The sequence below is a fragment of the Nocardioides sp. Z21_20 genome (assembly GCF_059766585.1).
Genome location: NZ_JCBAJX010000015.1, coordinates 38,287 through 56,032, shown reverse-complemented (window position 1 = coordinate 56,032; position 17,746 = coordinate 38,287). Strand labels below are relative to the sequence as shown.

The 17,746-nt window shown below is 71.4% G+C and carries 17 protein-coding genes and 1 riboswitch; of the genes, 4 read left to right on the top strand and 13 right to left on the bottom strand.

Translation table 11 applies throughout. The annotated features are described in order from the left end of the window. Positions 1-52 precede the first annotated feature (52 nt). From AC6EH9_RS17765 to AC6EH9_RS17750, 4 genes are all read left to right on the top strand, one after another. Complete coding sequence (locus tag AC6EH9_RS17765; protein WP_498425007.1) at positions 53-604, top strand: DUF6318 family protein; 552 nt, start codon at positions 53-55, stop codon at positions 602-604. Then, positions 601-1,449 carry a hypothetical protein gene (locus tag AC6EH9_RS17760; RefSeq protein ID WP_498425006.1) on the top strand — a complete coding sequence of 283 codons (849 nt, stop codon included), beginning with the start codon at positions 601-603 and terminating at the stop codon, positions 1,447-1,449. The genes AC6EH9_RS17765 and AC6EH9_RS17760 overlap by 4 nt, the downstream gene beginning before the upstream one ends. 85 nt (positions 1,450-1,534) lie before the next feature. After that, positions 1,535-3,055: a TldD/PmbA family protein gene (locus AC6EH9_RS17755; RefSeq protein ID WP_498425005.1), complete on the top strand. Its 1,521-nt coding sequence runs from the start codon at positions 1,535-1,537 to the stop codon at positions 3,053-3,055. Further along, a complete protein-coding gene (locus tag AC6EH9_RS17750) occupies positions 3,055-4,452 on the top strand; it encodes a TldD/PmbA family protein (protein ID WP_498425004.1) in 1,398 nt (465 codons plus the stop codon). Before AC6EH9_RS17755 ends, AC6EH9_RS17750 begins: the two co-directional genes overlap by 1 nt. Positions 4,453-4,752: 300 nt before the next feature. Here AC6EH9_RS17750 and AC6EH9_RS17745 read toward each other — a convergent pair whose 3' ends face one another. The 13 genes from AC6EH9_RS17745 to AC6EH9_RS17685 all read right to left on the bottom strand — a co-directional run bounded on the left by AC6EH9_RS17745 (position 4,753) and on the right by AC6EH9_RS17685 (position 17,669). Beyond that, positions 4,753-6,102, bottom strand: a complete 1,350-nt coding sequence (locus tag AC6EH9_RS17745; protein ID WP_498425003.1) for a serine hydrolase domain-containing protein — start codon at positions 6,100-6,102, stop codon at positions 4,753-4,755. A 5-nt stretch (positions 6,103-6,107) separates the two neighbouring features. Further along, positions 6,108-8,945, bottom strand: coding sequence for an aminomethyl-transferring glycine dehydrogenase (gcvP, locus tag AC6EH9_RS17740; RefSeq protein ID WP_498425038.1), 2,838 nt, complete (start codon positions 8,943-8,945; stop codon positions 6,108-6,110). A gap of 160 nt (positions 8,946-9,105) precedes the next feature. Then, positions 9,106-9,215, bottom strand: a riboswitch (glycine riboswitch). Positions 9,216-9,322: 107 nt separating this feature from the next. After that, positions 9,323-9,925 (bottom strand): MerR family transcriptional regulator, encoded by a 603-nt coding sequence (locus tag AC6EH9_RS17735; protein WP_498425002.1) that lies wholly within the window; start codon positions 9,923-9,925, stop codon positions 9,323-9,325. A gap of 191 nt (positions 9,926-10,116) precedes the next feature. Continuing rightward, positions 10,117-10,584, bottom strand: a complete 468-nt coding sequence (locus tag AC6EH9_RS17730; protein ID WP_498425001.1) for a bifunctional nuclease family protein — start codon at positions 10,582-10,584, stop codon at positions 10,117-10,119. Positions 10,585-10,626: 42 nt separating this feature from the next. After that, positions 10,627-11,325 (bottom strand): transcriptional regulator FtsR, encoded by a 699-nt coding sequence (ftsR, locus tag AC6EH9_RS17725; RefSeq protein ID WP_498425000.1) that lies wholly within the window; start codon positions 11,323-11,325, stop codon positions 10,627-10,629. Between the two features lie 70 nt (positions 11,326-11,395). After that, a complete protein-coding gene (locus AC6EH9_RS17720) occupies positions 11,396-11,938 on the bottom strand; it encodes a zinc-ribbon and FHA domain-containing protein (RefSeq protein ID WP_498424999.1) in 543 nt (180 codons plus the stop codon). Between the two features lie 136 nt (positions 11,939-12,074). Next, the gene (gene gcvH / locus AC6EH9_RS17715; RefSeq protein ID WP_498424998.1) at positions 12,075-12,461 is read right to left on the bottom strand and encodes a glycine cleavage system protein GcvH; all 387 of its coding nucleotides are present in this window, start codon (positions 12,459-12,461) and stop codon (positions 12,075-12,077) included. 60 nt (positions 12,462-12,521) lie between these two features. Then, entirely contained in the window at positions 12,522-13,280 is a 759-nt protein-coding gene (locus AC6EH9_RS17710; protein WP_498424996.1) for a DUF881 domain-containing protein, read from the bottom strand. Further along, entirely contained in the window at positions 13,273-13,605 is a 333-nt protein-coding gene (locus AC6EH9_RS17705; RefSeq protein WP_498424995.1) for a small basic family protein, read from the bottom strand. The genes AC6EH9_RS17710 and AC6EH9_RS17705 overlap by 8 nt, the downstream gene beginning before the upstream one ends. Next, entirely contained in the window at positions 13,602-14,528 is a 927-nt protein-coding gene (locus AC6EH9_RS17700; protein ID WP_498424993.1) for a DUF881 domain-containing protein, read from the bottom strand. The genes AC6EH9_RS17705 and AC6EH9_RS17700 overlap by 4 nt, the downstream gene beginning before the upstream one ends. After that, complete coding sequence (gene clsA, locus AC6EH9_RS17695) at positions 14,521-15,129, bottom strand: cardiolipin synthase ClsA (protein ID WP_498424992.1); 609 nt, start codon at positions 15,127-15,129, stop codon at positions 14,521-14,523. Before clsA ends, AC6EH9_RS17700 begins: the two co-directional genes overlap by 8 nt. Before the next feature lie 123 nt (positions 15,130-15,252). Next, positions 15,253-16,302 (bottom strand): hemolysin family protein, encoded by a 1,050-nt coding sequence (locus tag AC6EH9_RS17690; RefSeq protein ID WP_498424991.1) that lies wholly within the window; start codon positions 16,300-16,302, stop codon positions 15,253-15,255. Next, complete coding sequence (locus AC6EH9_RS17685; RefSeq protein ID WP_498424989.1) at positions 16,299-17,669, bottom strand: hemolysin family protein; 1,371 nt, start codon at positions 17,667-17,669, stop codon at positions 16,299-16,301. The genes AC6EH9_RS17690 and AC6EH9_RS17685 overlap by 4 nt, the downstream gene beginning before the upstream one ends. Positions 17,670-17,746 lie beyond the last annotated feature (77 nt).

The window sequence follows — 17,746 nt, the reverse complement described above, 5'->3', positions numbered from 1 at the left end:
GACCTGCGCCGGCTCCTGGGCGGCGGCTCTCGCAGACAGTGAGGATCCCGACGTGAACCTGCGCTCTCGCACCGTCACCGCACTGCTGCTGTGCCTGCCCCTGCTGCTCACCGGCTGCACCGGGAACGATGAGGAGCCCGAGGCCAAGCCGCCAGCCACATCGGCGGCAGCGACGACGCCTAGAGCGACGCCGACGGCGGAGCCATGGCGGGTGAAGACGGAGGCAGGGATCGCCGCATTTTTCAATCACTGGGCGGACGCCACATTCAAGGGATCCACAACAGGCGATGTGAGCGATCTTGAGGCACTCGCCATGCCGGGATGCCGCTCCTGCAGCAGCGCGGCTTCGTACTTGAAGGAACTGTATGACGGTGGTGGCCGCATTGAGACTAAGAGATACGAGCTGATGCAGATCAGCAAACTCCCCAAAGGCTCGTCCCTTGATTCCCCCACGGTCGCCATCACGGTGCGCAGGCCTAAGGAAGTCGTCTATCGCAAGGGACAGCCTCGAAGCGTCACCGCGACAGCTCGAGGAGCTTTGTCCTTCGAACTCCGATGGACCGACGACGGATGGCGAATCGCACAGTTCGGACGGCTTGAGTGATAGGCGCGGGCTTCACGGTTGCCGCGCTGGCCGCGGCGCTGCTGCCGTGGCATGCGGCGGAAGCGAACATCGCTTCGCTTGGTCCGGAGGTGCGGCCAGGGAGTGATCATCTCTGGGCACAGTACGAAGTTAATGAACCACCCTCTCTGCCGGAGACGCAGCCGGCTGGAACCGCATCACAAGGCAGCCCCACTTCGTTCACATACTCGTATACCTCGACGTGCGGACGGGACTTCGACATCAATCCGGGCCTTTACGACTGTGCCGGAGCGATGCAATGCGGCGAAGAGGGTGTGGTCGTCACTGTGTGGCAGCACACCCCCGAGGGGACACGAACCAACATCGGGCAACACTGCCTCGAGCCAGGCGAAGCCGCCGCCGCCGCCCCGGTCATCACCCCCGGCATGATCACCCGCGCCTTCCGCCGCGTCCCCCTCCCCGAATCCACCCTCACCGTCCAACCCCCAGGCGGCGAGACCCTCGTCAACTTCGACACCCTCTTCTCCACCCAAGCCGAACCCTTCACCCACACCCTCACGATGCTCGGCCAAAGCGTCGAACTCGACATCACCCCCACCACCTTCACCTGGAAACACGGCGACGGCACCCACCAGACCAGCACCACCCCCGGCACCGCCTTCCACGACAACCTCCCCATGGACACCTACATCTCCCACCAGTACGAAGACGCCGACCTCACCGTCCACCCCTCCGTCGACACCACCTGGACCGCCCGCTTCCGCCTCAACAACGGCCCCTGGCAACCCGTCGACGGCACCGTCACCATGACCGGCGACCCCGCCACCCTCACCGTCCTCGAAGCCAGCCCCCGCCTCTCCCGCTGATCCGCCGCCCCCTCCCCCGCCCTGCGAGGCAGGCTCCCGCCAAACCCGGGCGCCACCCAGCGCTCCGGTCGACTAGGTTTCCTCCATGAGCGACTCGGACCTCGACCCGACCTTCCTCGCGCTCCCCTACCGCGCCCTCGGCGATGCAGCCCTCCAGCGCGCGCGGGAGCTCGGCGTCAGCCACGCCGACTTCCGCTTCGAGCGGCTGCGCCACCAGTACGTCGGCGTGCGCGACGAGGTGCTGCAGACCGCGGCGGACGCCGAGGACCTGGGCTTCGCGGTCCGCGTCATCCACCGCGGCGCGTGGGGCTTCGCCTCCGGGATGCTGCTCACCGTCGACGAGGCCCGCCGCGTCGCGGAGACCGCCGTCCAGGTCGCCTTGGTGGCCGCGACGATGACGTCCGAGCCGGTGGAGCTCGCCCCCGAGCCCGTCTACGACGACGTGACCTGGCTCTCGGCGTACGACGTCAATCCGCTCGACGTCCCGACCGCCGACAAGGCGACGCTGCTCATCGACTGGTCTCGCCGTCTGCGCGCCCACGACGCCGTCCAGCACGCCACCGCCGGTGTCCAGCAGGTGCAGGAGAACAAGTACTACGCCGACCTGGCCGGCACCCGCACCACCCAGCAGCGCATCCGCCTCCAGCCGTTCTTCGAGGCGATGGGCACCGACGAGACCACCGGCGTCTTCGACTCGATGGCCAGCCTCGCTCCCCCGGTCGGCCGCGGTTGGGAGTACCTCACCGACGGCAGCTACGACTGGGACGGCGAGCTGGCCGAGGTCCCCGGGCTGCTGGCCGAGAAGCTGCGGGCCCCGAGCGTCGAGGCGGGCCGCTACGACCTGGTCATCCACCCCTCGAACCTGTGGCTGACCATCCACGAGTCGATCGGGCACGCCACCGAGCTCGACCGCGCGCTGGGCTACGAGGCGAACTACGCCGGCACGTCGTTCGCCACCTACGACAAGCTCGGCACCCTCCAGTACGGCTCGCCGGTCATGCACATCACCGGTGACCGCACCACCCCGCACGGCCTCGCCACGATCGGGTACGACGACGAGGGCGTGCAGACCCAGACGTGGGACATCGTCAAGGACGGCGTCCTGGTCGGCTACCAACTCGACCGGGCGATGGGCCGGCTCCATCCCGAGCTGAACGCCGGCCGCTCCAACGGCTGCTCCTACGCCGACTCCGCCGGGCACGTCCCCATCCAACGGATGGCCAACGTCTCCCTGCAGCCCGCCGCCGACGGCCCCAGCACCGAGGACCTCGTCTCGCGTGTCGAGCGCGGCCTCTACGTCGTCGGCGACAAGAGCTGGAGCATCGACATGCAGCGCTTCAACTTCCAGTTCACCGGCCAGCGCTTCTACCGCATCGAGGACGGCCAGCTCAAGGGCCAGGTCCGCGACGTCGCCTACCAGGCGACCACCACCGAGTTCTGGGGCTCGATGGAGGCCGTCGGCGGGCCGCAGACCTGGGTCCTCGGTGGCGCGTTCAACTGCGGCAAGGCCCAGCCCGGCCAGGTCGCCGCGGTCAGCCACGGCGCTCCGACCTCGCTGTTCCGCGACGTACGCATCCTCAACACCACCGAAGAGGCCGGCCACTGATGACGACCACGCCCCCGCGCCCGCAGGACCTCGTCGAGCACGCCCTCGCGACCTCCGGCGCCGACGACTGCATCGCGATCGCCTCCCACGCCACCAGCGCCAACCTGCGCTGGGCGAACAACACCCTCACCACCAACGGCGTGATGCAGGCGCTCTCGGTCACCGTGATCTCCTTCGTACGGCGCGCCGGCGGCGTCGCCACCGGCTCGGTGAGCGGCAGCGCCAGCTCACTGGAGCAGGTCAGCACGCTCGTCGAGCAGGCCGACGCCGCAGCCCGCCTCGGCGAGCCGGCCGAGGACGCCGCCGACCTCGTCCCCGGCGGGGCCGCCGCGGACTGGGACGACGCGCCGGTGCCCACCGACATCCACGTCTACGACGCGTTCGCCCCGGCGCTGGGCGAGGCGTTCGGGCGGGCCCGCGGGCAGGACCGGGTCCTCTACGGCTTCGTCAACCACGAGCTGACGACGACCTACCTCGGCTCCAGCACCGGCCTGCGGCTGCGCCACGTCCAGCCCACCGGTCACTACGGCTGCACCGGCAAGAGCGCCGACCTCTCCCAGAGCGCCTGGGTCGGCGGGGCGACCCGCGACTTCACCGACGTGGACGCGCTCGCGATGGAGGAAACGCTCGCCCGGCGCCTGTCCTGGGGCAGTCGCCGCGTCGACCTGCCCGCGGGACGCTACGACACCATCCTGCCACCCATCGCCCTGGCCGACCTGATGATCGACGCCTACTGGAGTGCCGGCGCCCGCGTCGCGCACGAGGGGCAGTCGGTCTTCAGCCGACGCGGCGGCGGCACCCGCGTCGGCGAGCAGGTCGCCCGCCCGGGCGTCACCCTGTTCAGCGACCCTGCCTTCCCGGGACTGGAGAGCGCCCCGTTCGTGACCGCAGGCGCCTCGGGCAACACTTCGTCGGTCTTCGACAACGGTCTGCCGCTCGCCCGCACCGACTGGATCCGCGACGGCCTGCTCACCTCGCTGCTCCAGACCCGCCACTCGGCGGCGATGACGGGGCTGGCGGTGACCCCGATGATCGACAACCTGGTCCTGGAGGTCGACGGCGCCACCGGCACCGTGGACGACCTGGTCGCCGGCACCGAGCGCGGCCTGCTGCTGACCTGTCTGTGGTACATCCGCGAGGTCGACCCGCAGACCATGCTGCTGACCGGCATCACCCGCGACGGCGTCTACCTCGTCGAGAACGGGGAGATCACCGGGGCGGTCAACAACTTCCGGTTCAACGAGAGCCCCGTGGACCTGCTCAACCGGTTCTCGCACGCCAGCGCCACCGGTCCGGCGTTCAGCCGCGAGTGGGGCGACGACTACTTCTCACGCACCGCGATGCCGGCGCTGCGGGTGCCGGACTTCAACATGTCGAGCGTGTCCCAGGCCCTGTGAGGGGCCAGCACGCACGCCAGCCGGGTTGTGTGCCTGAGTACGCGCTCTAACGCGCCGTCGGGCACACGACCCGGGCTGCGCCAATCACCCGCCCCCCGGGCGCCCATGCCGTACGCCGCGACGGGCGACCGCGCCGTACGCCCCCCAGGCGACTGACCACACGAAACCAGCACTTCCCACGTGTTCCTTCACGTGGGAAGTGCGGGTTTCACGAGTTAACTCGTGATTCCTGCGCGCTCCCGGGGAGGCGCGCACCCTCCCCCGCCCCCGCGCGAACGCGGCACCCCCAGCCCAGCCCGCTCAGCCGGGGACGCCCCCGGGCACCGGGGACTCCGGGTCGTAGGGCACCCGGGTGAACAGGAACGTGCGGATGTCCAGGTGGGCGATCGAGCCGTCCGGGCGCCGCACCACGCGCAGCTCCTCGCCGCGGTGGTGGCCGTGGGTGCCGATGATCCGCCCGTCGCGCACCGCGAACCGGTAGACCACCACCCCACCCTTGCGCGCCAAAAGTTCCACGCCACGTCGCCGGTTCTCCAGCTCGAACACGAACCGGGTGTAGCCCCAGTGCCAGACGCCGGGCAGGCCGGCCAGCTCCGGCGGCACCGCGGCCACCGGTCGCCACGGTGCCGGGATCGTGGGCTCGCTCGTCTCCAGCTCCTCGAGCAGCCGCGCGGCCAGCGCGGCGGCGCGCAGGCCGGTGGTGCCGTTGGCGAAGCCCACCACGCCCTGGCGCCGGACCCGGTCGACGAAGCACGTCGCGACGAAGCCGGGCATCGACCCGGTGTGCCCCACCAGGGTCCCGGAGCCGCCGGGGAACATCTGGAAGCCCAGGCCGTGCGCGTAGCCGAGCCCGCTGGCGAGCTCGCCCGAGCGCGGCACGAACGCCTCCTCGAGCCGCTCGAGGCTCAGCACGTCCGGGTGTCCCCGCAGCAGGAACCGGGTCCAGGTCCCCAGGTCGTTCACCGTGCTCCACAGCTGACCGGCCGGCGCCATCGCGCCGGTGTCGGGGTGCGGCTCGCGCAGCAGGGTCCGCTCGTAGGGGTGCACGCTCCAGCCCTCGGCGTGCACGCCGTGCGCCTGGTACGACGTCCGGTCCATCCCCAGCGGAGCCAGCACCCTCTCCTGCAGCGCGTCCCACCAGGAGCGGCCGGTCAGCCGTGCGACCACCTCGCCCAGCAGGCCGTAGGCGAGGTTCGAGTAGTGGAAGGAGCCCTCGGTGCCCCGGGCGGCGTCGGCCCCGTCGTTGGCGGCGGCCAGCTCCTCGAAGGACCCGTTCTCGGAGCGCTCCCACCACGGTCCGTTCGGCTCCGACTGCAGCCCGCCGGAGTGCGCCAGCAGCGACCGGATCGTCCGGTCGCCGTAGCCCACCTCGCCGAGCACGGCGCCGAGCGTGTCGTCCAGCGACAGCCGGCCCGCGGCGACGAGCTGGAGCACCAGCACCGCGGTCATCGTCTTGGTGATGGAGCCGATCTTGTACTGGGTGTCGCGCGGGTCGCCGGGCACGTCGCCGTACCCCTCGCACCAGACGAGCTCGCCCTCGCGCAGCACCCCGGCGACCACCGAGGGCGCCCGGTTCTCCACCTGGGTCTGGGCCAGCGCCAGCCGGAGCCGGTGCGCCGTCGAGTCGAGCACCGCACGCGTGGGACGCATCGCGCTCATTCGGCGAACGCCTCGAGCGGCGGGCAGGCGCAGACCAGGTTGCGGTCGCCGTAGGCCTGGTCGATGCGGGCCACCGGCGGCCAGTACTTGTCCGGGTCGATCCCGGCCGGGAAGACGCCGAGCTCGCGCGGGTAGCTGCGCTCCCACTCGCCCACCAGCGCGCGCGCCGTGTGCGGCGCATGCCGCAGCGGGGACTCCTGGGGCGTCCACTCCCCCGCGGCCACCCGGTCGATCTCGGCGCGGATCGCGATCATCGCGTCGACGAAGCGGTCGATCTCGGCCAGGTCCTCGGACTCGGTGGGCTCCACCATCAGCGTGCCGGCGACGGGGAACGACATCGTCGGGGCGTGGAAGCCGTAGTCGACCAGACGCTTGGCGACGTCGTCGACGCTGACGCCGGTCTCCTTGCTCAGCGCCCGCAGGTCGAGGATGCACTCGTGGGCGACCAGCCCCCGGTGGCCGCGGTAGAGCACCGGGAAGTGCTCCCCGAGCCGCGCGGCCATGTAGTTGGCCGACAGCACCGCGGTCGCGGTGGCCCGGGTCAGCCCCTCGGCCCCCATCAGCCGGACGTAGGCCCAGGAGATCGGCAGGATCCCCGCCGAGCCGTACGGCGCCGCGCTGATCGGCCCGATCCCCTCGCGCTTGTCGGCCTCGGGGTGCATCGCGTGCGAGGGCAGGTACGGCGCCAGGTGCGCGCGCACCGCCACCGGGCCGACGCCCGGTCCCCCGCCGCCGTGCGGGATGCAGAACGTCTTGTGCAGGTTGAGGTGCGAGACGTCCCCGCCGAACTCGCCGGGGCGGGCGTAGCCGAGCAGCGCGTTCAGGTTCGCACCGTCGACGTAGACCTGCCCGCCGTGCTCGTGCACGATCTCGCACAGCTCGGTGATCGAGTCCTCGTAGGCCCCGTGCGTGGAGGGGTAGGTGACCATGATCGCGGCCAGGTCGTCGGCGTGCTCGGCGCACTTGGCGCGCAGGTCGTCGAGGTCGACCGCGCCGTCCTCGCGTGCCCTGACCACCACGACGCGCATCCCGGCCATCACCGCCGAGGCGGCGTTGGTGCCGTGCGCCGAGGACGGGATCAGGCACACGTCGCGCGCGGCGCCGCCGTGGGCGCGGTGGTAGCCGCGGATCGCGAGCAGTCCGGCGAGCTCGCCCTGCGAGCCGGCGTTGGGCTGGATGGAGACCCGGTCGTAGCCGGTGACCTCGGCCAGCCAGCCCTCCAGGTCCGCGACCAGCTGGCGGTAGCCCGCGGCGTCCTCGGCCGGGGCGAACGGGTGCAGGTCGGCGAAGCCCGGCAGGCTGATCGGCTCCATCTCGACGGTCGCGTTGAGCTTCATCGTGCACGAGCCGAGCGGGATCATCCCGCGGTCCAGCGCGTAGTCGCGCGCCGAGAGCCGACGCAGGTAGCGCAGCATCTGGGTCTCGCTGTGGTGCGCGGAGAACACCTCGTGGGTGAGGTACGCCGTGGTGCGGCGCAGCGGGTCGGGCAGCCGGTCCTCGCACGCCCGGTCGAGAGCGTCGACGTCCACGGCCAGCCCGAAGGCCTTGAGCACGCTGGTGAGCGTGGAGCGGCTGGTGGTCTCCGAGGTCGAGATGCCGACCCGGTCGGCGTCGACCAGCCGCAGGTGCAGACCCAGCGCGCGGGCGGAGGCGACCACGTCGGCGGCCCGGCCGGGGACCCGCACCGAGATCGTGTCGAAGAAGTCCCGGTGCTCGATCTCGAGGCCGGCCGACTCCAGTGCGGCGGCGATCACCGCGGCGTAGCGGTGGGTGCGGGTGGCGATCGCGCGCAGCCCGTCCGGCCCGTGGTGCACGGCGTACATGGCGGCCACCACGGCCAACAGCACCTGGGCGGTGCAGATGTTGGAGGTCGCCTTGTCGCGGCGGATGTGCTGCTCGCGGGTCTGCAGCGCCAACCGGTAGGCGGGGCGTCCCTCGGCGTCGACCGAGACTCCCACCAGCCGTCCGGGCAGGTGCCGCTCGAGCCCGGCGCCCACCGCCATGAAGCCGGCGTGCGGGCCGCCGTAGAACAGCGGCACGCCGAAGCGCTGCGAGGAGCCAACCACCACGTCGGCGCCGAGCTCGCCGGGCGCCTCGAGCAGGGTGAGCGCCAGCAGGTCGGCGGCGACCACGGCCAACCCGCCACGCTCATGGACCTGCCCGATCACCGTGCGGGGATCGAGGATCCGGCCGGAGGCGCCGGGATACTGCACCAGCACTCCGCTGACCGGGGCGTCCCCGCCCGGCAGGCCCTCGCCGAGGTCGGCGACGACGACCTCGATGCCCATCGCCTCGGCGCGGGTGCGCACCACGTCGATGGTCTGCGGCAGCGCGTCGGCGTCGACGACGAACGGGCCCGAGGCCTTGCGGTTCGCGCGACGTACCAGCGTCATCGCCTCGGCCGCGGCGGTGCCCTCGTCGAGCAGGGAGGCGTTGGCGGTGGGCAGGCCGGTCAGGTCGCCGACCACGGTCTGGAAGTTCAGCAGCGCCTCGAGGCGGCCTTGCGAGATCTCCGGCTGGTAGGGCGTGTAGGCGGTGTACCAGCTGGGGTCCTCGAGCACGTTGCGCCGGATCACGCCCGGCGTGATCGTCGCGTGGTAGCCCAGCCCGATCATCGCCTCGGCCGGGCGGTTGGAGGCGGCCAGGGCCCGCAGCTCGCGTGCGGCGACCTGCTCGCTGACCGGCCGCGGGAGGGCCAGGGTGGCGCTGGAGCGGATGCCGCCGGGGACGGCGGCGTCCATCAGCTCGTCGAGGGACTCGAAGCCCACGCGGGCGAGCATCGTGGCCACGTCGTCCTCGCGGGGCCCGATGTGGCGCTGCGCGAACGGCGCCACCGCGTCGAGCTGCGCGAGTGTGGGGCGGTCGGCCGGCTGACCCGCCTCGGGGGACGGACTGCTGACGGGATCGGACACGAAGGCTCCTCGATGACGGTCGTCCAGGACGCCTCCCCCTCTGTCACGCCCGCGCCACGTGCGCGGGCCGCTTCAGAGTCGCCTGCTCCGCACGGTCCGGGCGCCTGAGAGGTTCCGGGGAGGAATTGCCCCTTCGGCGCTCCGTCCGGCCCTGGTGCTCTCGGCCGGCGGAGACTCTCCCGTGCGGGATCGTCAGCCCTGCGAACCTACCATCTGCCCGCCAGCGCCGGTTCAACCGAACAAGCCCCACCGCCTCACAGTCGTGCTGTGCGGTGGTGGGGCTTGTTGCGAAGAGCAGGTCAGCTGATCTTGCGGGCGGCGCGGCGGGCGGCGAGCTCGTCGCCGGTGCTCGCGTCGTCGGCGGAGGCGGTGCGCTCGCTGGGCAGCTCGGCGAGGGTCCCCTCGATCTCGCGCCACACGCCCCCGATGGCGATGCCGAAGACACCCTGGCCACCCTGGAGCAGGTCGATGACCTCATCGTTGCTGGTGCACTCGTAGACCGAGACGCCGTCGCTCATCAAGGTGACGCGGGTCAGGTCGTCGGTGCCGCGGTTGAGCAGGTGCTGCACGGCGGTGCGGATCTGCTGCAGCGAGATCCCGGCGTCCAGCAGGCGCTTGATCACCTTGAGGATCAGGATGTCGCGGAACGAGTACAGACGCTGCGATCCGGAGCCCGAGGCGCCGCGCACGGTGGGCTCCACCAGGCCGGTGCGGGCCCAGTAGTCGAGTTGGCGGTAGGTGATGCCGGCGGCGTTGCACGCCGTGGGTCCCCGGTACCCCGTGTCGCTGGGCAGCGGCGACACGTCGTCGGTGAAGAGCAGCCCCTGCTCGCCTGCCAGCTCGGCGGCCTGCGCCGCCTGCTGATCCTGAGCCTTGGCAGGATTCTGCCCATTGTCGTTCACGCCCACGTACTTCCTCCGGTCAGATACTCCGTTGTGCGTAACTCCCGAGGGGGAAGCGCTGGGGCTGCGGAAGCAACGACAGCGTTGGAGTTACAACAGAGACACTCCAAGGTAGATCCCCGAGGGTGGGTGGTCAACGCGCTCGGCGGCGTGTCGCAACCCTCAACCTCAAGGTGAGGGTGAGTCTTGACTCACTGGGAGTCGAAGTCCTCCGGAGCCACCTGGTCCAGGAACTCACGGAACTTCTCCACCTCGTCCTCCTGCTCCGCGGGCACCGAGAGCCCCGCTTCGTCGAGGACCTCCTCGGCGCAGACGATGCGGCTGCCGGTGCGCAGAGCCAGCGCGATCGAGTCCGACGGACGGGCGCTGACCTCGGTGCCCGAGCCCAGCACCAGCGTCGCGAAGAACACGCCGTCGCGCATGTCGGTGATCTGCACCTCGCTGAGCTCGGTGCCGGTCGCCTCGAGCACGTCCTTCATCAGGTCGTGCGTGAGCGGGCGCGGCGGCACCACGCCCTGCTGGGCGAACGCGATCGCGGTCGCCTCGACGGCCCCGATCCAGATCGGGAGATAGCGCTCCCCGCCGACCTCGCGCAGCAGCACTATGGGCTGGTTGGAGGGCATCTCGACCCTCACTCCGATGACATCGACTTCGCGCACATCACTCACCCTACTCTGCTTTCCACATGGCGCCGCGGCCCCTCAGGAGCCGCGCAGCCCGGCCTTCACCAGCATCGCGTGCAGACGCACCGAGAGCGCGGCGATCTCGTTGACCGCCTCCTCGGCGCGGGCCCGAGCGGAGGCGTCACGTCCCCCGCGCATCGGCGCCACCACCTGCTCCACCAGCCCGACCTCACGGTCCGCCGCCGACTTGAACGCACGCAGGTGGCGCGGCTCGATGCCGAACCCGGCGAGCTCACGCGCGGTGCGCGCGATCACCAGCGCGTCGGCGTCGTAGTGGCCGGTGCCCGGGCGCCGCCGGACCAGCGCGAACTGCTCCAGCTGGTCGAGCAGCTCCTCGGAGATCTCGGCCACCTTGACCAGCTCGCGCCTCGACAGCCGAAGATCGCTGCGCTGCGCGAACGACTCGGCGCTGGGCAGCCCGTCCGCGGCCAGCGCGACCTGCGGCACCGTGGGCCCGACCGGCTCGATGGGCGGCGGCTCGAGCCCGCGGTCGATCGCGTCGAGGTGCTCGCCGATCACCTTCAACGGCAGGTAGTGGTCGCGCTGCATGCGCAGGATGTAGCGCAGCCGCTCGACGTCCTGGCCGGAGAACTTCCGGTAGCCGGCCTGGGTCCGCTCGGGCTTGATCAGCCCCTTGTCCTCGAGGAAGCGGATCTTGGGGATCGTCACCCCGGGGAAGTCGGCACGCAGCTCGTCGAGCACCTGCCCGATGTTCATCCGGGCACGAGAGGACCCCGGTGTGCCCGCCGACTGGGCGGCCGAGGCGCCTGCGGTGGGTCGCAAGACGTCAGCCGTTCGGGTGCCCGGAGAAGAACACGAGGCGGTACTTGCCGATCTGCACCTCGTCGCCGTCCTTGAGCTGCACCTCGTCGATGCGGTCCCGGTTGACGTAGGTGCCGTTCAGGCTGCCCACGTCGCTGACCGAGAAGGTCGAGCCGACCCGGCGGAACTCCGCGTGGCGCCGCGAGACCGTGACGTCGTCGAGGAAGATCTCGCTGTCGGGGTGCCGGCCCGCGTTGACCACGTCGGTGTCGAGCAGGAACCGGCTGCCGGCGCCGGGGCCTCGCTGCACCACGAGCAGCGCGTGCCCGCTCGGCAGCGCGTCGACCGCCGCCGCGTCGACCGCGTTGAGCTGGCGATCGGAGGTGTCGGCCTTCTCCGGCACGCCGAAGGTGATCGTGGCGGTGGAGTCGCCCACGGCAGCGCCTCCGACCGCGGGCGTCTGCGAGGTCGGGGCGGGGTCGGAGTCAGTCACCAGGCGAGCGCCGCACTGCGAGCAGAAGCGGGCTTCGTCGGGGTTCTGCTTCCCGCAGGCGGTGCAGAAAGGCATCGGGTCTTCCTCCAGTGCGGCGTTCTCGGGGGACTTCCGGGGGTGACCGATCAAACCCTCAAGCAGGGGCTGAGGTTGATGGTTCCTACGAACCTATCAGCCGTCCCGGCTGGGGCAACCCGGATCGGTCGTTCGGTCACGACTCCAGCGAGGCGGTGTACGCCGCGGCGTCGAGGAGGCCGTCCACGACGGTCGCGTCTGCGGGCACCACCTCGAAGAGCCAGCCGGCTCCGTAGGGGTCGCTGTTGACGAGCTCCGGGGTCGCGTCCAGCGCGTCGTTGCGGGCCACGACCTCGCCGCTGATCGGGGCGTAGACGTCGCTGACCGACTTGGTCGACTCGAGCTCGCCGCAGGTGGTGCCGCCTTCGACGCTCTCCCCCACCTCGGGCAGGGACACGAAGACGATGTCGCCGAGGGCGTCCTGGGCGAAGTCGGTGATGCCGATCCGCACGGCCCCCTGGCTCTCCCCCGGGACGCGGACCCACTCGTGCTCGCTGGTGTACTTCAGATCTTCGGGATACACGTCGATCTCCTCGTCTGGGCGGTGGGTCGGCGGCACGTGGGTGGCCGATCTCGGTGCAGGCTACTGGCCCGGGTCCGCCTGCGCGTAGTCCGGCTGCTCCGGCTGGCGGACGCTCTCGATGATGACCTCGTCGAGCTCCTCGACCTCGACGCTCGCGCCGTCCTCCTCGAGCTGCTCACGCGGGCCCTGGGCGAACTCGAGCGCCTCGGCGAGAGTGTTGGGCTCCCCGATCACCTCGATCACGAACGGCGAGGTGAGCAGCTGGCCGTCCAGGCGGATCCCGCCGGCTCCGTCCTCGAAGGCGCTCTGGGCGACGACGCGGACCCGGTCGTTGAACTCCATCGCCTCGGCCCCCGCGGTGCGCAGCTCCTGGACCGTGTCGAGGATGGACGCGACGCTGACCGTGCCGTCCTCCTCCTCGATGGTCAACCGGATGCCCGGTCCCGACACCGCGACCTGGCCGGCGAGGATGGCGAGGGCGTCGCCCCTCTCCTGGGCCTCCTCCAGCGCGGCCTGGCGCGAGGAGGTCGTCGTCTTCAGGTCGTCGCGGATCTCCTCGAGCCGGCTGATCTCGCTCTCCGCCCGCTCCGAGGTCCCCGAGAGGCCGTTCAGCACGTCGATCAGGTCCTGCTCGCGGTAGGCCGCGTAGGTCTCGTCGTCCTCGTTGGCGCGCACCTGGGTCACCGCGGCGAAGCCGACCACGGCCAGCAGCACCCCGACCACCGCCTGCGCCCGCGAGGGACGCATCAGGGCGCCGCCGAGCCGGGTGCGGCCCGACGCCGGCTCACGCTCCGGCCCGTCCGGCTCGCGCTCAGGCATGGAACAGGTGCCGTCGGATGGCGGCGACGTTGGAGAAGATCCGGATCCCGAGGACCACGATCACGCCGGTGGAGAGCTGTCCGCCGACGCCGAGCTTGTCCCCGAGGTAGACGATCGCCGCGGCGATCACCACGTTGCTCACGAAGGAGACGACGAAGACCTTGTCGTCGAAGATCCCGTCCAGATAGGCGCGCAGGCCACCGAAGACCGCGTCGAGCGCGGCCACCACGGCGATGGGCAGGTAGGGCTCGAACCCCAGCGGGACGTCGGGCTGGAGGATCAGTCCGAGGACGATCCCGACAAGCAGCCCCAGGGCGGCGATCACGACGTGGCTTCCTCTCCGGTGGAACGGTTGGCACCTGCGACATAGGGCTGGACATGGCGCAACTGCCGCGACTGCGCCGCAGGCAGCGACAGCGAGTCCACGGGCTCCATGTCGAAGGGTAGTTCGAGGCCGCGCTGCACGCGCAGGAACTCGAGGCCGCTCGACGTGTCGGCGAACCGCGACTGCAGCGACCCGGTGTCCCCGATCGCCAGGACTGTGTACGGCGCGGACACGGCGTGCAGCCGCGGCTCGCCGCTCAGGTAGACCGCGAGACCGGTGTTGTAGAACGCCGAGAGCGACGTCAGCCGCACGCCGTTCACGCTGATCGCCTCTGCCCCGGCGTTCCACAGTCCGTCCACCAGCGCCGCGAGCTCGTAGGAGAGCAGGGCGTGCGCGGGGTTCCCGCTGGGGGCGGCTCCGACGGTGACGCGGAGGCCGGGACCACGCACCGCCACGTGCCCGGTGCGGATCTCGAGCCGGCGCAACCGCGACTCCGCGGCCTGCTCGTCCTCGGCGACTCTCTCCAGCGAGCTGGAGAGGGCGGCGTTCTGCTCGCGCAGGTCGGCGATCTCGCGCTGGGCCTCGGCGAACTCCGCACGCCCCGCGGTGACCTTGCTGATCAGGCTGGCACGCCGGGTCTCGTCGGCGGTGGCGTTGCGCTCGGTCTGCACGAAGGCGACCACGATCAGCAGTCCGAAGACGGCCGCCACCACCGCGGCGGTCACGTGCCGCGGCGTCCGACGCTCCGACTGGTCGGGGTCGGAGCCGTCCGGCCCGTCCCCCTCGGAGCCGCGTGCGATCCGCGCCTTGCGATCGGCGACGACCTGGTAGTCCTGCTCCAGCGACTGCTGGGTGATCAGGGTGAGCAGCGGCAGGGTGACGTGATCGGGCAGCTGTCGACCGGGCCGCGGGGGCTCAACCATCGCTCACCTCGTCATCGGCGCGCTGCCCGCTGCCGGCCAGCAGCTTGCGGACCTGCCACACGTACAGCAGCCCGGCCCACCAGTAGAGCCCGATGCCCCAGAAGGCGAAGGCCCAGCCGAACACCTCGGCGAGCGTGGCGACCACACCCTCCCCGTCGCCGAGGAGCAGGAGCGGGAAGGCGTAGAGCAGGTTGAACGTCGCCGCCTTGCCCAGGAAGTGCACCGGCAGGGCGCTGTAGCCGCGGGTGCGCAGGAAGGGGACCATCGCGACCAGCATCACGTCGCGCAGCGGCAGTACGACCGCGACCCACCAGGGGATGATCTCGCGCAGGGCCAGGGCGACGATGACCGCCAGGATGTAGAGGCGGTCCGCGACCGGGTCGAGGATCTCCCCCAGCACCGTGCGCTGATCCCAGCGCCGGGCGAGGTAGCCGTCAGCCCAGTCGGTGATCCCCGAGAGCATCAGCAGGCCCAGCGCCCAGGCGTCGGCCTCCGGGCCCAGCACGAGCCACAGGAACACCGGCACCCCGGCGAGCCGGGCCATGCTGAGCAGGTTGGGGACGGTCCATACCTGCGAGCGCTGCGTCATCTCGCCGGGCATGGGGTCGCCTGCATGTCGCGTGTCGCCAATCTCGTGTCTCTCGTCTGCCCCGACCGGGCGCTCCTCTCGGACCGTTCACACCCTAACGGCCACACCCCCGCGGCCCCGCGCCCACGGCGCCGCTCACGCGGACTCCTCGTGGTGCGCGGCGTCGCGGATCTCCCCCACCAGCTCCTCGAGGACGTCCTCCAGGGTGGCCAGACCGAGGAGCTTGCCCTCGGGGCTGACCACGCGGGCCACGTGGGCGCCCCGGCGCTGCAGCGTCTCCAGCGCGTCGTGCAGCGCGTCGCCCTCGCGGACCAGCGCGAACGGCCGGATCCACTTGTCGTCGATCACCCGGTCGCGGCGGGACTCGTCGGTCTCCAGCACGTCCTTGATGTGCAGGTAGCCGAGCAGCTCGCCGTCGTCGCTCTGCACCGGGAACCGGCTGAAGCCGGTGGCCGCGCACAGGTCCTCCACGTCGGCGGCGGTCGAGCCGCGCCGTACGGTGGCGAGCGTGTCGAGCGGCATCAGCACCGCCTCCACGGACTTCTCGGTGAAGCCCAGGGCGCCGGCGAGCCGGTCGTACTGGCCCTGCTCGAGCAGCCCCTCGCCTCGCGACTCCTCGACCAGCGCGGCGACCTCCTCGCGGGTGAAGGTCGAGCTGACCTCGTCGGTCGGCTCGACGCGCAGCAGCCGCAGCGCCCCGTTGGCGATGGCGTTCAGCCCGACGATGATGGGCCGCAGGACCGTCACCACGCCCATCATCGGCGGACCGAGCACCAGGGCGGCGCGGTCCGGCCCCGCCAGCGCGATGTTCTTGGGCACCATCTCGCCGAGCACCACGTGCAGGTAGACGACCACGGCCAGCGCGATGACGAACGCGATCGGGTGCAGCAGCTGGTCGGGCACGTGCACGGCGTGCAGCACCGGCTCCAGCAGGTGCGCCACCGCCGGTTCCCCGACGGCACCGAGGCCCAGGGAGCAGATGGTGATGCCGAGCTGGGCGCCGGCCATCACCAGCGACACGTTCTCCATGGCGCGCAGCGTGGTGCGCGCCACCCGCGAGCCCTCCTGGGCGCGGGGCTCGATCTGGCTGCGGCGCGCCGAGAGCAGCGCGAACTCGGCGCCGACGAAGAAGGCGTTCAGCGCCAGCAGGAGCACCGCGACGAGCACGGCGGTGAGGTCGCTCATCGGTCTCCCTCCCCCGCGTCGGCGTCGGCGTCGTCGTCGTCGAGGACGCGCAGCGACACCCGGTCGATGCGCAGCCCGTCCATGTGCTCGACGGTGAGCTCGGCCACCAGCTCACGCGGCTGGTCGGGATCGGCCCGGTCGGGTACGACGACCCGGGTGTGGTCGCCGGCCACCGGGACCCGGCCCAGCTGGCGCAGCACCAGGCCGGCGATCGTGTCGTAGTCCTCGTGGTCGGGCAGCTCGATCCCGGTGGCGTCGGCCACCTCGTCGGGTCGCAGCAGCCCGGACAGCGACCAGACGCCGTCGCGGCGCAGCCGGGCCCGCGAGCCCATCCGGTCGTGCTCGTCGGCGATGTCGCCGACGATCTCCTCCACCACGTCCTCCAGGGTGACGATGCCGGCTTGCCCGCCGTACTCGTCGAGCACCACGGCCATCTGGAAGCCGTCGGCGCGCAGCAGCGTCAGCAGCGGGTCCAGGCGCAGGGAGTCGGGGACCACGATCGGCTTGACCATGATGTGCTTGATGCGGGTCGTGGCCCGCTCGGAGACCGGCAGCGCCACTGCGTGCTTGACGTGCACCGTGCCGACCACGGCGTCCTCGGCGTCGAGCACCGGGAAGCGCGAGTGGCCGCTCTGCCGGGCCAGCTCGATCACGGTGCTCGCGCGGTCGCCGGCCTCGACGCTGACGGTGCGCACCCGCGGCGTCATGATCTCCCCCGCGGTGCGGCTGCTGAACTCCACCGAGCGCTCCATCAGCTCGGCGGTGTCGGCGTCGAGGGTGCCCTGGTTCGCCGAGCGCTGGATCAGCGAGCTCAGCTCGTTCGCGCTGCGCGCCGAGCGGAGCTCCTCCTGGGGCTCGATGCCGAGGCGGCGCACCAGCGCGTTCGCGGAGTTGTTGAGGAAGCGGATCGGCACCGCGTTGAGCCGGGTGAAGCCGCGCTGGAAGCCCTGGGTGGCCCGGGCCACCTCCATCGGCTTGGCGATGGCGAGGTTCTTGGGCACCAGCTCGCCGAAGATCATCGTGAGCGCGGTGCCGAGCCCGAGCCCGAGCGCGATCGCGATCGGCGAGACCCAGGACTCCGGGACCCCCGCGGCCCCGAGCGGGCCGTCCACCAGGTTGGCGATGGCCGGCTCGGCGAGGTAGCCGATGGCGAGATTGGTGATGGTGATCCCGACCTGGGCGCCGGAGAGCTGGGTGGACAGGGAGCGCAGCGCGCTCTGGATGCCCTCGGCGCCCGACTCGCCGTCGGCGACGGCACGGTCCACGCGAGCGCGGTCGATCGTGACCAGGGAGAACTCGGCGGCGACGAAGAGCCCGCAGAGCGCGACCAGCATCAGGGAGAGCCCCAGCAGGAGCAACTCGATCATTGACGCTCTCCCTCACGCAGCGCGGAACGGGAGAGCCGGGGACTTTGAGAACCGTCCATGGGCGGAGCTTGAGGTCC

Excerpts from the sequence above, each read along its gene's own strand:
- clsA (WP_498424992.1), bottom strand. The coding sequence starts at position 15,129 with ATGCCCGGCGAGATGACGCAGCGCTCGCAGGTATGGACCGTCCCCAAC.
- AC6EH9_RS17745 (WP_498425003.1), bottom strand. The coding sequence starts at position 6,102 with ATGCGTCCCACGCGTGCGGTGCTCGACTCGACGGCGCACCGGCTCCGG.
- AC6EH9_RS17720 (WP_498424999.1), bottom strand. The coding sequence starts at position 11,938 with ATGCCTTTCTGCACCGCCTGCGGGAAGCAGAACCCCGACGAAGCCCGC.
- AC6EH9_RS17700 (WP_498424993.1), bottom strand. The coding sequence starts at position 14,528 with ATGGTTGAGCCCCCGCGGCCCGGTCGACAGCTGCCCGATCACGTCACC.
- AC6EH9_RS17690 (WP_498424991.1), bottom strand. The coding sequence starts at position 16,302 with ATGAGCGACCTCACCGCCGTGCTCGTCGCGGTGCTCCTGCTGGCGCTG.
- AC6EH9_RS17685 (WP_498424989.1), bottom strand. The coding sequence starts at position 17,669 with ATGATCGAGTTGCTCCTGCTGGGGCTCTCCCTGATGCTGGTCGCGCTC.
- AC6EH9_RS17750 (WP_498425004.1), top strand. The coding sequence starts at position 3,055 with ATGACGACCACGCCCCCGCGCCCGCAGGACCTCGTCGAGCACGCCCTC.
- AC6EH9_RS17710 (WP_498424996.1), bottom strand. The coding sequence starts at position 13,280 with ATGCCTGAGCGCGAGCCGGACGGGCCGGAGCGTGAGCCGGCGTCGGGC.
- ftsR (WP_498425000.1), bottom strand. The coding sequence starts at position 11,325 with ATGAACATCGGGCAGGTGCTCGACGAGCTGCGTGCCGACTTCCCCGGG.
- AC6EH9_RS17755 (WP_498425005.1), top strand. The coding sequence starts at position 1,535 with ATGAGCGACTCGGACCTCGACCCGACCTTCCTCGCGCTCCCCTACCGC.